Annotated in this window: 15 protein-coding genes; 5 read left to right on the top strand and 10 right to left on the bottom strand. The window is 71.9% G+C overall.

The genetic code is table 11. From position 1 onward, the window contains the following. Positions 1–5 precede the first annotated feature (5 nt). Both ACTWNK_RS18595 and ACTWNK_RS18600 read right to left on the bottom strand, forming a co-directional pair. Positions 6–1,427: a hypothetical protein gene (locus tag ACTWNK_RS18595; protein ID WP_474305371.1), complete on the bottom strand. Its 1,422-nt coding sequence runs from the start codon at positions 1,425–1,427 to the stop codon at positions 6–8. Positions 1,428–1,436: 9 nt separating this feature from the next. Then, positions 1,437–2,987, bottom strand: coding sequence for a ComEC/Rec2 family competence protein (locus ACTWNK_RS18600; RefSeq protein ID WP_474305373.1), 1,551 nt, complete (start codon positions 2,985–2,987; stop codon positions 1,437–1,439). Between the two features lie 415 nt (positions 2,988–3,402). Between ACTWNK_RS18600 and ACTWNK_RS18605 the strand changes: the two genes are divergently transcribed. The 4 genes from ACTWNK_RS18605 to ACTWNK_RS18620 all read left to right on the top strand — a co-directional run bounded on the left by ACTWNK_RS18605 (position 3,403) and on the right by ACTWNK_RS18620 (position 7,920). Next, a complete protein-coding gene (locus ACTWNK_RS18605; RefSeq protein WP_474305375.1) occupies positions 3,403–4,866 on the top strand; it encodes an FAD-dependent monooxygenase in 1,464 nt (487 codons plus the stop codon). Positions 4,867–4,924: 58 nt separating this feature from the next. Then, positions 4,925–6,145: a sensor histidine kinase gene (locus ACTWNK_RS18610; RefSeq protein ID WP_474305377.1), complete on the top strand. Its 1,221-nt coding sequence runs from the start codon at positions 4,925–4,927 to the stop codon at positions 6,143–6,145. Beyond that, positions 6,133–6,792: a response regulator transcription factor gene (locus ACTWNK_RS18615; RefSeq protein ID WP_474305379.1), complete on the top strand. Its 660-nt coding sequence runs from the start codon at positions 6,133–6,135 to the stop codon at positions 6,790–6,792. Before ACTWNK_RS18610 ends, ACTWNK_RS18615 begins: the two co-directional genes overlap by 13 nt. Before the next feature lie 90 nt (positions 6,793–6,882). Next, positions 6,883–7,920, top strand: a complete 1,038-nt coding sequence (locus tag ACTWNK_RS18620) for a serine hydrolase domain-containing protein (RefSeq protein WP_474305381.1) — start codon at positions 6,883–6,885, stop codon at positions 7,918–7,920. Positions 7,921–7,938: 18 nt separating this feature from the next. Here the strand turns inward: ACTWNK_RS18620 and ACTWNK_RS18625 are convergent, their stop codons facing one another. From ACTWNK_RS18625 to trpB, 3 genes are read right to left on the bottom strand one after another with little or no spacing between them, the layout of a single operon-like run. After that, positions 7,939–8,694 carry a GntR family transcriptional regulator gene (locus ACTWNK_RS18625; protein ID WP_474305383.1) on the bottom strand — a complete coding sequence of 252 codons (756 nt, stop codon included), beginning with the start codon at positions 8,692–8,694 and terminating at the stop codon, positions 7,939–7,941. After that, positions 8,691–9,506, bottom strand: a complete 816-nt coding sequence (trpA, locus tag ACTWNK_RS18630) for a tryptophan synthase subunit alpha (RefSeq protein ID WP_474305385.1) — start codon at positions 9,504–9,506, stop codon at positions 8,691–8,693. Before trpA ends, ACTWNK_RS18625 begins: the two co-directional genes overlap by 4 nt. Next, entirely contained in the window at positions 9,503–10,729 is a 1,227-nt protein-coding gene (gene trpB, locus ACTWNK_RS18635) for a tryptophan synthase subunit beta (protein ID WP_474305387.1), read from the bottom strand. Before trpB ends, trpA begins: the two co-directional genes overlap by 4 nt. 98 nt (positions 10,730–10,827) lie before the next feature. Here trpB and folP point away from each other — a divergent pair, with 98 nt between their 5' ends. Further along, positions 10,828–11,673 (top strand): dihydropteroate synthase, encoded by an 846-nt coding sequence (gene folP / locus ACTWNK_RS18640; protein WP_474305389.1) that lies wholly within the window; start codon positions 10,828–10,830, stop codon positions 11,671–11,673. Here folP and ACTWNK_RS18645 read toward each other — a convergent pair. The 5 genes from ACTWNK_RS18645 to ACTWNK_RS18665 form a co-directional block, all read right to left on the bottom strand. Then, a complete protein-coding gene (locus ACTWNK_RS18645) occupies positions 11,661–13,082 on the bottom strand; it encodes a pyridoxal phosphate-dependent decarboxylase family protein (protein ID WP_474305391.1) in 1,422 nt (473 codons plus the stop codon). The two genes, folP and ACTWNK_RS18645, sit on opposite strands and share 13 nt — an antisense overlap. Next, positions 13,079–14,449, bottom strand: a complete 1,371-nt coding sequence (locus ACTWNK_RS18650; protein WP_474305393.1) for an MFS transporter — start codon at positions 14,447–14,449, stop codon at positions 13,079–13,081. The genes ACTWNK_RS18645 and ACTWNK_RS18650 overlap by 4 nt, the downstream gene beginning before the upstream one ends. Beyond that, positions 14,446–15,081: a TetR/AcrR family transcriptional regulator gene (locus tag ACTWNK_RS18655; RefSeq protein ID WP_474305395.1), complete on the bottom strand. Its 636-nt coding sequence runs from the start codon at positions 15,079–15,081 to the stop codon at positions 14,446–14,448. Before ACTWNK_RS18655 ends, ACTWNK_RS18650 begins: the two co-directional genes overlap by 4 nt. Before the next feature lie 61 nt (positions 15,082–15,142). Further along, positions 15,143–16,528, bottom strand: coding sequence for a sensor histidine kinase (locus tag ACTWNK_RS18660; protein ID WP_474305397.1), 1,386 nt, complete (start codon positions 16,526–16,528; stop codon positions 15,143–15,145). Beyond that, a complete protein-coding gene (locus tag ACTWNK_RS18665; protein ID WP_474305399.1) occupies positions 16,518–17,192 on the bottom strand; it encodes a response regulator transcription factor in 675 nt (224 codons plus the stop codon). Before ACTWNK_RS18665 ends, ACTWNK_RS18660 begins: the two co-directional genes overlap by 11 nt. Between the last annotated feature and the right edge of the window lie 174 nt (positions 17,193–17,366).

The raw sequence follows: 17,366 nt of genomic DNA on the forward strand, positions 1-17,366 counted from the left end.
GGTCCTCAGCTCTCGGCCACGTAGCCGACGGCGTCGTCGGCCGTGGCGTCCTTGGCGTCCGCCACCACGTACCGCAGTCCCCGGTCGGCGGCGAACGCGTCGCGGCGCACGGCGGCCATCGTGAAGTAGGAGGTGTCGACGGTCGTGCTCCGGTACTCCGGTTTGGTCGCCAGCTGGGTGATCCGCCACCCGATCGCATCGAGCGAGACCGCCGAGGTGTCCTCCTGCGGAGCCCTGATGGCCGACAGGTCCAGGGTCCGGCTGTTGGACCTGTACTGCATGAGCACACTCCACCTGAACGCCGACAGGGCGGTCAGATAGCTCCGGCGGGTCCGCTGCGCCGGTTTCCCGGCGAGCACGGTCGTGTAGACGATCTCGACCGCGAACGCGTCGGGACTCAGCTGGTACGGCGGCCGGTCGAGCCCGCCGTGCCCGCGCTCGGTGACCTTGGCGGGAGCGAGGTTCGTGGCGGTCTTGGCGGCGATCTGGTAGGCCGCGACCCGGTTGAGCATCTCGATCACCGCCCGGCCCTGCGTGGCCTCCAGGTCGAAGGCCGAGAGCCAGTACACGTCGATGGGATCCTCGGCGCTGGTGCGGGTGAGCGAGGGCACCACCAGCGTCGGCCCGAGGTCCTCGTGGTCGGCCAGCGTCAGCAGGACGTACTCGCCCACGACCCGCACCCCCACCGTCCCGTCGGGGACGCCGTTGGTGGCCAGGTCCTCCGGCGTGCCGGTCACGGCCGGGGTGAGCTCCAGCTCCCTGATCACGATCCGGTACGGCTCGTCCGTCAGCGGGCCCTTGACCGTGGTGAAGACCGGCTGCTCCTCCAGCATCGTCCGGATGTCGGCCGGAGTGATCAGCTCGGCGCAGACCTCGGCCAGGATCGTCGCGTAGGCCGACTCGTTGGCGGGCGGGACGCCGGTCGGCGGCGAACTCGTCTCCTTCGGCGGCGCCGTACGGCGAAGCAGCGTCCCGTTCGGCCTGGGGTACTGGTAGAAGTCGGCGTGCTCCTCGACGAAGTCGCGCAGGACGCCGTTGAAGGCGTAGAACGGGTCGGTGATCCGGCCCAGACGCAGGTCGGCCGGGCCCATCATGTCGATGAACTGGTGGGTCTTGTCGTTGATCACATAGGGCGCGCGGTCCTTCAGGCGCGGCGCGAACACCCACGGCGGGATCGGCGTCCCGTTGAACTTCACCTGGGCCAGCTGGACGTAGCCCAGATGGAGATAGTCGCGCCTGGCCGCCACGGACACGAACAGCGGGTCGTAGACCGCCTGCATCAGCGGGATGGCGAAGGCGTCGTCGAAGGCGACCCAGTGCGGGCCGACCCGGAACAACTTCGTGCCGAGCCGCGCGTTGTCGGTCGCGGCCCTGCTGAGGCCGCCCTTGACGTACCAGGCGCCGTTCTTCCACTCGGGAGTGAGCATCCGCGCCCCTTATCCGTGCAGCTGGTGGGTGGTCGGACCGACGGGGTAGTAGGAGGTGCCGCTGGTGTCGTTCTTGTCGATGGGCCGGATCTTGGTGCCGTCGGTCAGGTACGGGGTCAGGTAGCCCGTGCCGTACACCTGGACGTCGAGGGTGGCGGTGCCCGACGCCGCCGCCGCGCGGACGTCGGCGATCGACTGGTCGATCGGGCGGACCACGATGTCGCCGGCCGCCGTCGCCTCGTCGGCGAGCACCATCGTGAACTTCTTCGCGGAGATCTTCTTGGTCGTCTTGTTCTTCACCGGGTAGGTGTCGGTGACCTCGGTGACGTAGATGGCCTCGACGGTGTTGGGCGTGGTGCCGCCGCCTTGAACGTTCCAAGAGGCGTTGGACTCGGCGTCGAAGCGGTACATCGACTGCGGGGTCGGATGGCCGTGGTGGACCAGCCTGGGGCCGCAGGAGATGATCACGAGCTTCGGCCGCACCGAGGCCAGGAAGTAGGTGTCGCCGCTGGAGGCGCTGCCGTGATGGCTGGCCTTCATCACCGTGCAGTGCCCGGCGCTCGGGAAGTAGTCCTTGCCCGCCTTCCACTTCTGCTTGCTCAGTGCCATCTCCAGGGCGGGCCCGAGCAGGCTCTCGACATCGCCGTGCTCGGTGGAGGAGACGTGCTTGGCCGTACCCATCTGCGCCTTGACGTCGGTGTTGCCGCCCGCCAGGCCGCCGTCACCGGCGATGTCCCCGCCGTGGAAGTAGCGGAAGGAGCCGTACTCCAGGACGAAGCAGAGCGAGCGGTCGTTCTCGTCCCAGAGCTTCTTGCCGTCCGCGGTCTTGCGTTTCACCTTCGAGGGGACGGGTTCGATGGTGCCGCTGTCCTTCTGCCAGACCGCGGCGCCCGCCGCCACCATCGTGATCGTGATCGGGATGTCGTCGATCCCGGTGCCCAGGTTGAAGGAGTGCGGCGTCTTGGTCGTGCTCTTGGTGGTCGTGAGGATCTTGTGCTTCTTGGTCCCCTTGGGTACGGCGATGCCGCCTTCGGCGATCTCGATGTGCTTGGCCTTCAGCACCAGCGTCTTGTCCAGGGCGTCCCAGAAGTGGGGGATGCTGCGGTTCTTCGGATTGCGCGGGTGCACGCGGGGGCTGGAGTAGATGCGCTCGGGCACCCAGCGGGTCTTGGTCGGATGGATCCCGGTGTCGGGCTTCGGCCCGACCGGCTCCCGGAAGACCTGGCGCAGGCCCTGCTCGTGGTCGTCGTGGAAGTGGCTGATCATCACGTAGAAGTTGGGGATCGGCTTGGAGCTGGGCTTGGTGATGTCCGCGACGCCGTGGTGGTGCAGCATCCAGGCCACGTCCGAGCCGACGAAGTCGTCACCGCCGTCGACCAGCAGGCAGTACTTGACGGTGCCGTGCAGGGGTACCTTCTCGCGGATGGCGTAGGGCACGTAGTCGATCGGTTCGGTCGGCTTGTTCGTCAGGGTCGGCGTGACGGCGTCGATCTTCTTCTTGACCTCGTCGAGGTCGCGATTGATGATCATGACGGAGTCGCCGTGGCTGACATTGATCATGTGGATCTCGAGGCAGGCCGCGACCATCAGGGTCCCCCATCTGTGCAGGTCAGCCCCGATTTGCGTCACCGCGCACCCGTACAATACGTGCGCCCGGCCGCCCTGTCGATGGGCTCAAGCGATCTTGTCCTATCGCTGTCTGAGTGCGACTTTTCGGCAGATTTCCTGGTATGGGGATGAGGGCGGGGTTTGGTGTATTTCCCTCTGGGCGGGCCGGCCCCACGGGTGGGAAAAGCAGTGGACCGCGTGAGGCCCGGCCTGTAGGTTGCGGGAGACCGTGGCGTTGGCCTAGGAGGTGAGACCCATGAACGTTGTTGCGATGTGGGTGCTCCCTCTTTCCGTCACGGCTGGGCGAATGACGTAGGTGTCGCCGGGAGCGCCTCGATGACCAAGGCACTCCCGAAAGGCAACACCTATGCATGCAGAGCAGTTCACCGACGGACGCCCGCCCCTCGACTTCGATGTGATCATCGCCGGGTGCGGGCCGACCGGTGCGATGCTGGCCGCCGAGTTGCGGCTGCACGGCGTACGGGTACTCGTGGTGGAGAAGGAGAGCGAGCCCGTCTCGTTCGTCCGGATCGTCAGCCTGCACATCCGCAGCCTTGAGCTGATGGCGATGCGCGGACTGCTGGAGCGCCTGCTCGAAGGCGGAAGGCGGCGGCCGGTCGGCGGCGTGTTCGCCGGGATCGCCAAGCCCGCGCCCGACGGCCTGGACCCCGCGTACGGCTACCAGCTCGGCCTGCCGCAGCCGGTCGTCGAGCGCCTGCTCGAAGAGCATGCGACCGGCCTGGGCGCCCAGGTCGTGCGTGGCCGCGCGGTGACGGGATTCGAGCAGGACGACGAGGGCGTGACGGTCGAACTGGCCGACGGGGAGAGGGTGCGCACGCGCTATCTGGTCGGGTGCGACGGCGCCCGCAGTACGGTGCGCAAGGTGCTCGGTGTCGCCTTCCCCGGCGAGCCTTCGCGCACCGACACGCTCATGGGCGAGATGGCCGTGGGCGTGCCGCACGACGAGATCGCCGCCAAGGCGGCCGAGCTGCGCGAGACCGACCGGCGCATCATGATCGGCCCCTTCGGCGAAGGCGTCTACCGCGTCGTGATCCCCGCCGCAGGGGTGAGCGACCGTGCGGAACCGCCCACGATCGAGGATTTCCGGCAGCAGCTGCTCGCCCTGGCCGGCACCGACTTCGGCGTGCACTCCCCGCGGTGGCTGTCGCGATTCGGGGACGCCACCCGGCTGGCCGAGAGGTACCGGGTCGGGCGGGTGCTGCTGGCCGGGGACGCGGCCCACATCCATCCGCCGGCCGGTGGGCAGGGCCTCAACCTGGGCGTACAGGACGCCTTCAACCTCGGCTGGAAGTTGGCCGCCCAGGTCGGCGGCCGGGCGCCCGACACGCTGCTCGACACCTATCACGCCGAACGCCGTCCGGTCGCCGCCGACGTGCTGGACAACACCCGCGCCCAGGTGCAGCTGGCGTCGGACGAACCGGGCGCGCGGGCCCTGCGCGGGCTGCTCACCGAGCTGATGGACATCGACGAGGTGAACCGCCGCCTGATCGAGAAGATCACCGCGACCGGCGTGCGCTACGACCTCGGCGACGGGCACGACCTGCTCGGCCGCCGCCTGCCCGACGTCGAGCTGAAGCAGGGCCGCCTGTACGGCCTGCTGCACCGCGGCCGCGGCCTGCTGCTCGACCGCACCGGACGCCTGAGCACGGACGGCTGGGCCGACCGGGTCGATCGTCTCGCCGATCCCACGGCGGATGTGGACGTTCCGGCCGTCCTGATGCGCCCCGACGGGCATGTCGCCTGGGTCGGCGACGGGCAGCGGGACCTGGAGGAACACCTCGCCCGCTGGTTCGGCGGGCCGGTCGGCTGATCGTCGCGGCCCCGCCGGGTGTGGCTCGGCGGGGCCGCCGGTGGTGCAGGCTGTAGCTGTGCCGGCCCGCGCCCGTCTCACCCTGGACGCCCTCGACCATCTGGTCGCGGGGCTCGGCACGGCGTTGCTGGCGCTCGTGACGTTCCTGAGCCTGCTCCTGCTCGCGCCCCTCTGCCTGCTCGGCATCGGGCTGCCGGTGGCTCCCGCCGGCCTGCGCGCCCTGCGTGCGGTCGCCGACCGGGAGCGGCTCAGGCTCTCGCGCTGGGGCGCCGAGATCATCGCACCGGGTCCGGTGCCCCGCCGGCTGCGTACGGCTCTCGCCGAGCGGGCCACGCGGCGGGAGCTGGGCTGGGTGGCCGTGCACGCGAGCCTCGGCCTGCTGCTCGGCCTGGTGGCCATGACGCTGCCGATCTACGTGCTGCGCGACGCCACCTACCCGCTGTGGTGGTGGCTGCTGCCGCCCGAGGAGGCGGCGAGCGGCGGCGTGGGGCTGTGGACGGTCGACTCGGTGCCCTCCGCCCTGGCCGTCAGCCTGCTCAGCCTCGTGTGGATGGTGGTCATCCTGCTCGCCGTACCAGGGATGGCGCGGCTGCAGGCCTGGCCGGGGCGGCGGCTGCTGGCGCCCGACCCCCGCGCCGACCTCGCCCTGCGTGTCGCCGAGCTGACCGCGACCAGGGCGGCGGCGCTCGACGCGCACGCGGTGGAGCTGCGCCGGATCGAACGTTCGCTGCACGACGGCACGCAGAACCGGCTCGTCGCGGTCAACGTCCTGCTCGGCGCGGCCCGCCGCGGCCTGGAACGCGATCCCGGCGCGGCCGACGGCCTGCTGGAGCGGGCGCAGGACGCCACCGAACTGGCGCTCGCCGAGCTCAGACAGGTGGTCAGGACGATCCTGCCGCCGGTGCTCGCCGACCGCAGCCTCGCCGACGCCCTGTCCGGCCTGGCCGCCGCCTGTCCCGTGCCCTGCGGCGTACGGGCCGATCCGGGTGTGCGAGGCCCGGCGTCGGTCGAGGCCACTGCCTACTACGTCGTCGCCGAGGCGCTCACCAACATCGCCAGGCACAGCCGGGCCGGGCGCGCCGAGGTCACGGTGGGCCTGGCCGGAGGGCGGCTGCGCGTCGAGATCGCCGACGACGGGCACGGCGGCGCGGACGAGAGCGGCGGGAGCGGCCTGACCGGGATCCGCCACCGCGTTCAGGCGCACGACGGGACCTTCCTGCTGACCAGCCCGCCGGGCGGGCCGACCGCACTCACCGTGGAGCTGCCATGCGGATCGTGATCGCCGAGGACGACGCCCTGCTGCGGGAGGGGGTGGCCCTGCTGCTGCGGGCCGAGGGGCTCGACGTCGTCGCGACCGCGGCCGACCCGGCCGGATTCCTGGCCGCCGTGCAGGACCATGCGCCCGATGTGGCGATCGTCGACGTGCGCATGCCGCCGGGCCACTCCGACGAGGGGATCGTGGCGGCCGTCGAGGCCAGGCGCAGGCAGCCCGGGCTGGCCGTGCTGGTGCTGTCGGCCCATGTCGAGCAGTCCTTCGCCACCGAACTCCTCGCGCACGGCAGTTCGGGGCTCGGGTACCTGCTCAAGGAGCGGGTCGGGCGGGTGGAGGAGTTCCTCGGCGCGTTGCGCCGGGTGGCGGGCGGCGGCACCGCGATCGATCCCGACGTCGTCGCGCACCTGCTCACCCGGGGCCTGCCCGGCGGCGGTCTCGACCGGCTCAGTCCTCGCGAGCTGGACGTGCTGGCCCTCATGGCCCAGGGGCACGGCAACGGGGCGATCGCCGAACGGCTCGTCGTGACGGCGGGCGCGGTGCACAAGCACATCCGCAACATCTTCGCCAAGCTCGGCCTGGCGCCCGACGACCGGGCCGACCGCCGGGTCACGGCCGTGCTCCGCTACCTCCAGGCCGTCCGCCGCTCGCCGTAGGCAGTAGGCAGTAGGCAGTACAGCCTGCTGCTCCACGACACGCCAGCCTGCGGGATCGTGGGGGGAGCCGCTCTCGCCGATGCTGGACGCATGATGCACACAGTCCTGGTGGCGGCGGTTGCCGCAACCCTTCTGACGACCCCGGCAGGCGATCCCGTGCAGCGAAGGCTGGAGGACCTGGTGGCCCGGGACGGGTTCCCGGCGGCGCTCGCCTCGGTGCACGACGGCGGCCGTACCCGCGACCTCACGGCCGGGCCCGGCGTCCCGGTCGACGGGTACGTCCGCATCGCCAGCAACACCAAGACCTTCACCGCCACCGTCGTCCTGCAACTGGCCGGCGAGGGAAAGGTGCGGCTGGACGCCCCGATCGAGAGGTACCTGCCCGGCCTGATCCCCGGCGGCCGGGACATCACCGTCAGGCAGCTCCTGCAGCACACCAGCGGCCTGGCGAACTACACCCGCTTCATCCCCGACGCCCTGGAGACGCGCGACGTCTACCGCAGCCCCCGCGACCTGCTCGACATCGCACTCGCCCACCGCCCCTCCTTCCCGCCGGGCAAGGGCTGGGAGTACAGCAACACCGGGTACGTCGTCGCGGGCCTGCTGGTGGAGAAGGTCACCGGCCGCCCGCTCGGCGAGGAGCTCACCCGGCGCGTCATCAGGCCGGCCGGCCTCAGGCACACGTACTGGCCGGGCCTCGGCGTCAGGACCATACGGCAGCCGCATCCCAAGGGGTACACGCCGCAGGGCGTCGACATCACCGTCCTGGACCCGTCGTGGGGCTGGGCGGCGGGCCAGCTCGTCGCCACCCCGAGCGACCTCAACCGCTTCATGATCGCCCTGCTGGGCGGCAGACTGCTGCGCCCGGCCCAGCTCGCCGAGATGAAGAAGACCGTCACCTCCGCCGACCTGCCCAAAGGCTGGGAGTACGGCCTCGGCCTGACGAAGATCGCCCTGACGTGCGGCGGTCACGGCTGGGGCCACGGCGGCGACATCGACGGCTACGAGACCCGCAACGCCGCCACCACCACCGGCCGCGCCGCCACCATCGCCGTCACCTCCCTGCCCCGCGACGAGACCGCACACGAACACGTCCTGACCACCTTGGACACGGCCCTGTGCGAGTGAGGCGACGGCGCCGCCCGCTCAGCTCGTCGCCCCCCACATGACCGACAACCCGGTCGCCGCGCGTTCGGTGCGGATCTCCATCATGCTGCCGAGGATGGTGGCGTGGTCGGAGACCACGGGGGTGGTGTCGAGGGCGTAGGTGACGCGGGTGCTGACCAGGACGGGGCTGCCCGCGGGCTCGTGCAGGTGGCGGGCGGCGGCGGCGCCGAGCAGGGCGGGGCGTACGACCTCGGTGGCCTGGGCGACGGTCACCCCGGTGTCGGCGAGCGCGGAGTACAGCGAGACGGTGGTGAAGTCGCGCTCGCGGATACGGTCGGCCGCCGGACGCCGTACCCAGGACACCTGGTGCACGGCGGGACGCCCGGCGAACTCGCGCACGCGTTCAAGACGCAGCGCGGTGTCGCCGGGCGGCAGGCGAAGGGCGGCGGCGACGGCGGCGGGGGCCCGGCGTAGGGCCAGGCCCGCCACGGAGGTGCGCACGTCGTGGCCCTGGCCGCGCAGGTCGTCGACCAGGCTGCGGAGGGAGTCGAGCTGGTAGGCCAGATGCGCGGGAGCGACGAAGGTGCCTTTGCCGGGCCGCTGCACGATCAGCCTGTCGTCGCTGAGCTCGCGCAGGGCCTGGCGGAGCGTCATGAGCGTCACGCCGTAGGAGGCGCTCAGCTCACGCTGCGGCGGCAGGGCCGTGCCGGGGGCGTAGTGCCCGGACCGGATCTTCGCGGCGAGGTCGGCGGCGATGGCGCGGTATCTCGCCTCGTGCCCGGCGTCTGGCGTCATCGTGGGCGGTCACACTCCTGGTCGAGGGCCTGGCGCAGGGTCGTGAGGAAGGCGCCGAGGTCGCCTGGACCGGCTCCGTCGAGCACCCGCCGCATGACCGCGGCGCCGACCACCACGCCGTCGGCGTGCCGAGCGGCCTCGCGGGCCTGGTCCGGGGTTGAAATCCCGAATCCTAGCAAGAGCGGCCGATCGGTGACGCGCCTGATCCGCCCGGCGAGCTCGGCGGCGGCCGAGCCGAGCGAGGTCCGCTCGCCGGTGGTGCCCATGAGCGAAACGGCGTACACGAATCCCCGGCTGTGCTCGGCGATCTCCGCCAGCCTGGCCTGCGGCGTCGAGGGCGAGGCGAGCAGCGCGGGCTCGATCCCGGCGCGGGCGGCGACGCCGGTGAGCTCGCCCGCCTCGTGCACCGGCAGGTCGGGCACGATGACGCCGCCCACGCCCGCCTGACGCAGCGCGGCGCAGAACGCCTCGGGCCCGTCGTGCAGCACCAGGTTGTAGTACGTGCTGACGACCAGCGGCACCCCCAGATCGGGCAGGTGCGACAGATCGGCCAGGATGCGCCGCGTGTTCGCCCCCCGGGCCAGTGCCATCGCGCTCGCCTTCTGGATGGTGAGGCCGTCCAGGGTGGGGTCGGAGAAGGGCAGGCCGACCTCGATGGCGTCGGCCCCGGCGTCGGCGAACGCCCGCAGGTGGTCGGTCCAGCCGGGAGCGATGCCCGCGGTGACGTAGGGCATGAGCAGGGCGCGGCCCGCGTCGCGGCGGGTGCGCAGGTGGCGTTCGACCGCGCCTGCGGTCAGGGCGTGGGCGCTCACAGGATCTCCTTCGAATCCGACAGCTTCCGCAACGTGGACAGGTCCTTGTCCCCACGGCCCGACAGCGTCAGCAGGACCGTCGAGCCCGGCGGCAGGTCGCCGCCGCCCGCAGCGCGGATCACCCAGGCCAGGGCGTGCGCCGACTCCAGTGCGGGCACGATGCCCTCGGTGCGCGCGAGCCGTACGGCGGCGGCGATCGCCTCCTCGTCGGTCACCGTGACGTAGGCGGCGCGGCCCAGGTCGCGCAGGTGGGCGTGCTCGGGGCCGATCCCGGGGTAGTCGAGCCCGGCGGCGACGCTGTGCGCCTCGGTGATCTGCCCGTCGTCGTCCTGCAGGAACAGCGAGCGGCACCCGTGCAGGACGCCGAGCCTGCCGCGTGAGGCGCCCGCGCCGCCGTAGGCCTCGACGCCGTGCAGCCGGGCGGAGGTGTCGGCGAACCCGGCGAACGTCCCGGCCGCGTTCGAGCCGCCGCCGACGCAGGCGACGACGTGGTCGGGCACACCGGCGGGCAGTTCGGCGGCGCACTGCACACGCGCCTCCTCGCCGATGACCCGCTGGAACTGCCTGACCATCCACGGGTACGGATCCGGCCCGATGACCGAGCCGATGCAGTAGTGGGCGTCGCCGGTCGCACCCACCCAGTGCCGCATGGCCTCACTGGTGGCGTCCTTGAGCGTACGGCTGCCGCCGCTCACGGGGACGACCTCGGCGCCGAGCATGCGCATGCGGAAGACGTTCAGCGCCTGCCGTTCGATGTCGCGCTCGCCCATGAACACCGTGGCCTCCAGCCCGAGCAGTGCGGCGGCGGTCGCGGTCGCCACGCCGTGCTGGCCCGCCCCCGTCTCGGCGATGAGCCTGCGCCTGCCCATCCGGGTGGCGAGGAGGGCATGGCCCAGCACATTGTTGATCTTGTGGGACCCGGTGTGTGTGAGGTCCTCGCGCTTGAGGTGGAGCCGTACGCCCAGCTCCTGCGACAGCCGCAGCGCGGGGGTGAGCGGCGTCGGCCGTCCGGCGTGCACGGCGAGCAGCCGGGTCAGGTCGCCGCGGAACCCGGGATCGGCCCACGCCTGCCGGAAGGCCTCGGCCACCTCGTGGCACGCCTGCACCAGGGACTCGGGTGCGTAGCGCCCGCCGTACTCGCCGAACCTGCCCGGCGGCCCGGGATCGTCCATCGGGCCCGCGGGGGAGGCGGGCGCGCTCCGGTACAGCAGTGCCTCTCGCATGATCACACTCCTATTGTTATAGAACTCTGTCGAGAGTTCTATAACAGTGGGCGTGTCGCGTGCAAGCACTGGGCCGCCGGGCCGATAGGCTCGTCGTGATGAGTACTCTGCGCCTGGGCGGCCGGGAGTTCGGGCCTGGTGACTTCGCGGTGATGGCGGTCGTCAACCGCACGCCCGACTCCTTCTACGACAAGGGCAGGACGTTCGGCTTCGACGCCGCGATCGAGGCCGTCGACCGGGCCGTCGAGGGCGGGGCCGACATCGTCGACATCGGCGGCGTCAAGGCCGGGCCGGGCGACGACGTCGACGCACGTGAGGAGATCCGCCGGGTCGCCGATCTCGTCGAGGCGGTCAGGTCCAGGCATCCCGATCTGCTGATCAGCGTGGACACCTGGCGCGCCGAGGTGGGCGAGGTGGTGGCCAAGGCGGGCGCGCACCTGCTCAACGACACGTGGGGCGGCGTCGATCCCGCGCTCGCCGAGGTGGCCGCCAGGCACGGCATCGGCCTGGTCTGCGCGCACGCGGGCCGGGTCAGGCCGCGCACCAGGCCGCACCGCATCGCCTACGCCGACGTGGTGGCCGATGTGATCGGCTACACGGTGGAGCTGGCCGGGCGGGCGGTGGCGGCGGGGGTGGCACGCGATGCGATCCTCATCGATCCCGCGCACGACTTCGGCAAGAACACCTTCCACTCGCTCGAGGTCAGCCGCCGCCTGGACGAGATGACGGCGACCGGCTGGCCGGTGCTGGTCGCGGTGTCGAACAAGGACTTCGTCGGCGAGACGCTCGGCGGACTGCCGGTCGAGGCGCGCCACGCGGGCACGATGGCCACCCTGGCCGTCTCGGCGCTGCAGGGCGCCCGCGTCTTCCGTGTGCACGACGCCGCCTCGGCCAGGGCCGCACTGGCCGAGGTCAGGCGTCAGCTCCCGGCTCAGCCGCTGTAGATCACCGACAGGAACCTCAGCAGGATCGCCTCCCGCGTGGCGGCGGGCATGGCGTCGAGCACGGTGTTGACGACCGCCATCTCGGGCTGGTCCTTGCTGGTCAGGTCGATGCCGACCGAGGCCGCGAGCTGGGCGAACGTCGCGTCGTCCAAGGCGTCGAGGTCGATCGTGGCGATGAGCTCGGCCAGCCCTTCGGGCAGCTCGACCGGACCCTGCGCACGGGCGGCGTCGGCCGACTCGGCGATGACGTCGAGCATGGCCTCCACCCCGGCGAGGGTGACGCCGGTGACCGTGATGTGAAGGTTGGCGGGAATACCGGCATAGGACAGCTGCGGCTGCAGGAACCAGCCGCGCCGCCTGGCCTCGTCCGACAGGACGAACACATCCACGTCGTCCCCGGCGAACGCCACCAGCGACGACTCCGCCTCGCCCAGCACCCGCAGCCCGGGGATCTTCTCGATGCCCTCGCGCAGCCGCAGCGCCGCCTGCCAGGCCGACCGGCCGAGCTCGGCGTAACCGTCGCGGCCGAGCGCCTGCAACGTCGCCCAGGCGCCGCCGAGCGGGCCCGCCGACTTCGAGCTCTGCACGGTCGCATTGATGATCGTGTAGCCGGGCCAGGCCGCCGAGGCGAAGTAGGCCTTCCTGCGCATCGCGGGATCGGCGAACAGCACGACGGAGGCGCCCTTGGGCGAGTACCCGAACTTGTGCAGGTCGCAGGAGATCGACGTGACGCCGGGCACCGACAGGTCGAACGGCTCGACGGCGGCGCCCGCCTCACGCAGCCACGGCAGCAGCCACCCGCCGACACACGCGTCCACATGGCACGGCACACCACGCGCGGCGGCCAGCGCGGCCACCTCGGCCACCGGGTCGAGCACGCCCTGCGGGTACGAAGGCGCCGAGACCACGACCAGCACCGTGTTCTCGTCGATCGCCGCGTCCATCGCCGAGGGCGCGACCTTGAAGCTGTCCAGGTCGACGGGCACGGCCCTGACGTCGAGCCCGAGATAGTGGGCCGCCTTGTGGAAGGCGGGATGCGCGGTGACCGGCACCACGATGTTGCCCCGGCCGGGGAGCCCGGCGGTGTCCCGGGCCGCCTTCACCGCCAGCATGATCGACTCGGTGCCGCCGCTGGCGAAGATGCCGTGCCCGCCGCCGAGCAGCTCGGCGACCGCCCCGACGACCTGGCGCTCCATCTCGACCACACTGGGAAAGGCCGTCGGGTCGAGCGTGTTGACCTCCAGCATCTCGAAGTACGCCCGCGCCGCCGCGTCGTGCACCTCGGGCCTGCCCGTGTCGTAGACGTACGCGGTGACCTTGCCGCCGCGTACGGGCAGGTCGCCGGCCTTGAGCACGGCCACCTCGGCCAGGATGTCCTCGACCGTGCGGCCGATCTCGGGCAGGTTCAACGCATCTCCTTGGCCAGGCGTGAGTAGAGCAGGACGAGCGGCACACTGACCGCCATGAGGGCCGCGGGCAACGCGGTGAACCCGAGCGTCAGCCCGGTCAGCGCCGAGCCGGGCTGCGCGGCGGGTGAGTCGAACGAGGCCGAGACGAAGCCGCTGAGCGCCAGCACGGCCGCGAACACGCCCGGCCCGATCGCCATCCCGGCCGTCTCGCCCGCCGTCCACAACCCGGTGAACGCCCCGGCCTGCGCATGGCCGGTCCTGGCGGTGTCGGCGTGCACGGTCTCGGGCAGCAGCGAGAGCGGCAGCAACTGCAGCGCCGCGTAGCAGAGCCCGACGACGCCGGTGAGCGCGAGCACACCCGCGACCGATCCGGCCCCGACGGCCGCGACCAGCGCCGCGGCGGCGAGTGCGAACCCGGCCGTGGCGGCGACGTAGCACCGGACCAGCCCGTGCCGTCGCGCCAGCGCCGCCCACACCGGCACGGCCGCCATGCTCGGCCCCACCATGCAGACGAACATCGCCGAGGTCAGCCCGTAGTCGCCGAGCCGGTAGGCGGCCACGTACGGCGCACCGGCCAGCATCACGGCCACCCCCAGCGACTGGATCACGAAGGCCGCGAGCAGGGCGAAGAACGGCCGGTTGCCGCGAGCCATACGGAAGGCGGCCACCGGCCCGAGCGGCTTCGGCCCCGGCCGTGAGGCCACCCAGCGCGTGGAGTACGTCGCCACCAGCAGCGCCGCCCCCATCACCACCCCGACGACCACCCCCATGACCGCATAGCCGCCCCGGCCCCCGCCCGCGCCCGCCACGAGCGCCGGAGCCAGCCCGCCCGCGACCAGGATGCCCACGGTCAGGCACACGATCCGCCACGACATGATCCGGGTACGGCCGGCGGCATCGCCCGCCATCTCAGCCGGAAGCGCGACATAGGGCACCTGGAAACACGCGAACGCCGATGCCGCCACCAGGAACGCCAGGGCCGACCACCACGCACCCGGCGCCATGAACATCGCGGCGAACGAGACGGGCAGCGCGACCGCGCCGACCAGCAGCAGCCTGCTCCTGCGCCCGGTGCGCACGGCCTCCCTGTCACTGGCGGCGCCGACGATCGGATTGAGCAGCACGTCCCAGATCTTGGGCAGCACCAGCACCAGCCCGGCCGCCGCGGCGCCGACTCCGAGCACGTCGGTCAGGTAGTACAGCAGCAACAGGCCGGGCACGGCCGAGAACACCCCGGTGCCGACCGAGCCGACACCGTATCCGAGCAGCCTGCCCCGGCCGAGCCCTTCACGGAGCCCTTCGCCGGGCCCTTCCCCGGACCCTTCGTCGGACCCTTCGTCGGGCCCGGCGCCGAGCACGGTGCTCACGCGGGCACCGGTCCCGGCAGGCCGAGCGTGCGGTGCACCATGAGGTGCAGATGCGCCCTGAAACGCTGCAGGGCCTGCCTGTCGCCTCCCGAGACGCGTGCGCCTTCGGCGTCGAGCAGGCCGCCCTTGCAGAAGCCGTGCACGCACCACACGACCGAGCGGATGGCCAGCTCCAGGTCGACGTCGGGGTCGAGCAGCCCGGCGGCGTGCACCGGGTCGAGGGCGTCGGCGATCAGCGCGACGAGCGGCTGGGCGTACTGGTTCTCCAGTTCGCCCACGTCGCTGGCGTCCGACAGCCACCGGTGCATCCACAGGGCGGGCACCTCGGGGCTGGCCACATTGAAGTCGAGGTAGCGGTCGACCAGCACGTGCAGTCCGGCCACCGTGTCGCTCATCGCCGACACTTCGGCCAGCGCCTGTTCGAGCGCCCTGCGCTCGGCGACGTAGGCGCGTTTCATCACGGCCAGGTACAGGTCGCGTTTGCCGCCGACGTGGTAGTTGACCGTGGCGATGTTCAGCCCGGCGGCGTCGGCTATCTGGCGGGTGGAGGTGCCGTCATAGCCCAAAGCGGAGAACAGCGAGGTCGCCACCTTGAGGATGACTTCGCTCTGCCCGATCTCCGCAGAAGTCATGGACAGAGGCTAATCACGACATATGCCTCCGTCAATCACTTGATGGAATGCGGACCCTGTCTTACCCGCCCGTTGGCGGGAGCCGCACCAGCACGCGCAGACCGGGGGCGGCGTCCTCCAGCGTGACCGAGCCGCCGTGCGCGCGGACGGTCTCGCGTACGATCGCCAGGCCCAGGCCGGCGCCGCCCTCGTCGCGGCTGCGGCCGCTGTCCAGGCGGGTGAAGCGGTTGAAGACCCGTTCGCGCTCGTCCTCGGGGATGCCGGGCCCGTCGTCGGTCACGGTCAGCTCGCCGTCGGCGCGCAACGCCACCTCGATGCCGGTGGTGGTGTGCCTGGCGGCGTTGTCCATCAGATTGGTCAGCACCCTGCCGAGGTCGAGGGCGTCGCCCAGCACCACGACCGGGTCGCACCTGGTCAGCCTGGCCTCGCCGTACCTGTCGGTGACCTGGCGCACCACCTCGTCGAGGTCGACGGGCTCGCATCGGGCGGGCACGCCGCCGCGTTCGTCCAGGCGGGCCAGGGCCAGCAGGTCCTCGGCCAGCCTGGACAGGCGCATGGTGTCCTCCAGCACGCCCTCGGCCGTCAGCGGCCAGTCCTGGCCGTCGGGATGGCCGAGCGCCACCTCCAACTGCACCCTGATGCTGGCCAGCGGGCTGCGCAGCTCGTGCGCGGCGTCGGAGACCAGGGCGCGCTGGCGCTGTTCGGCCTGCTCCAGGCGGGTGAGCATGTCGTTGAGCGTGATCGCGAGCGAGGCCACCTCGTCACGGGCCTGCGGCACCGGCAGCCGCCTCGACCTGGCCGTGTGGGTGATCTCGGCGGCGCCCCTGCGCAGGGCGGCGATCGGCCTGAGCGTCCTGCCGATGATCAGCCAGCTCGCGGTCGCCAGCAGGACCAGCAGCATCGGCGTGCCGACGAAGAGCACCTTGCCGGTGGTCAGCAGGCTCTTGTCGATCTCGCCGATCGGCCGTGCGGCCAGCACCGTGCGGCCGTTGTCGGCATGGATCACGATGACGCGCAGCGGGCCCGGAATGCCGTAGGGGTCGCCGTCGTGGTAGATCGCCTCGCCCTCGGCCAGCACCCGCGCCCTGGCCGCCGCGCCCAGCAGCGGGACCAGCCGGTCGACGCTCGCGGTGCCGTGCGTGATGCGGCCCTGGGCGTCGATGACCTGGATGATCGTGCCGTCCGGCATGCTGATCGGATCGGTCAGCGTCCCGGCGTCGGCCCACGCCTGCACCTGCTTGGCCCTGGTGCGCGTCGACTCGTCGACGGTCGCGATGACCGCACGGCCGAGCACGCTGATCAGCACGAACGCCGACACCGCGAGCGCCGCGGCCAGTGCGGCCGACGCCGCGGCCGTCAGCCGGAAGCGCAGGCTGCGCCGCCGCCACCACTCGGCCGCGTCCTTGCGCCTGCCGCCGGGCCCGGCGGGGGAGTGCTCAGCCCCCATCGCCGGCCAGCCGGTAGCCCGCGCCCCGCACGGTCTGCAGGGCGTTGCGCGCGAACGGCACGTCGATCTTGCGGCGCAGGTAGCCGACATAGACCTCGACCACGTTCGGATCGGTGTCGAAGGTGTCCCAGACGTGCTCCAGGATCTCCGCCTTGGCCACCACCTCGTCATGGCGGCGCATGAGGTACTCCAGCAGCGCGAACTCGCGCGGCGTCAGCTCGATCGGCCGCTCGCCCCTGGCCACCCTGCGCCTGGCCGGGTCCAGCGTCAGGTCGCCCGCGCTCAGCACGGCCGGCCTGCGCCCGGCGTCGCGCCGCAGCAGGGCGCGCAGCCTGGCCACCAGCACCACGTACGAGAACGGCTTGGTGAGGTAGTCGTCGGCGCCCAGGTCGAGGCCGTCGGCCATGTCGTACTCGCCGTCCTTGGCGGACAACATCAGGATCGGCACCCAGTTCTCCTCCGCGCGCAGTTGCTTGCACACGTTGTAGCCGGAGATCCTCGGCAGCATGATGTCGAGCACCACGACGTCGTACTCGCCGTGCCTGGCCTGGTGCAGGCCGTCCTCGCCGTCGTGGGCGAGGTCGACGGCGAAGCCCTCGGCCTGCAGCCCGCGTTGCAGCGCCGCCGCCATCCTGCGCTCGTCCTCGACGACAAGCACCCGCATCGGCTTCCTCTCGTTCGCGCCGTCCTTCGGCCCCCATCCTGACCTGCGCGCCTGAGACCACGCTGAGAAGGCTGAGAGCCATCTCAGTCTGTCTCAGGTTCGGCACAGCTCCGGTCGCGCAGGGTTGGCGGTGAAAGGTCGCACGGTCGGACACCCGCGGGCCGCACCGCCCGC

It is taken from the genome of Nonomuraea sp. IBHARD001 (genome assembly GCF_056106265.1).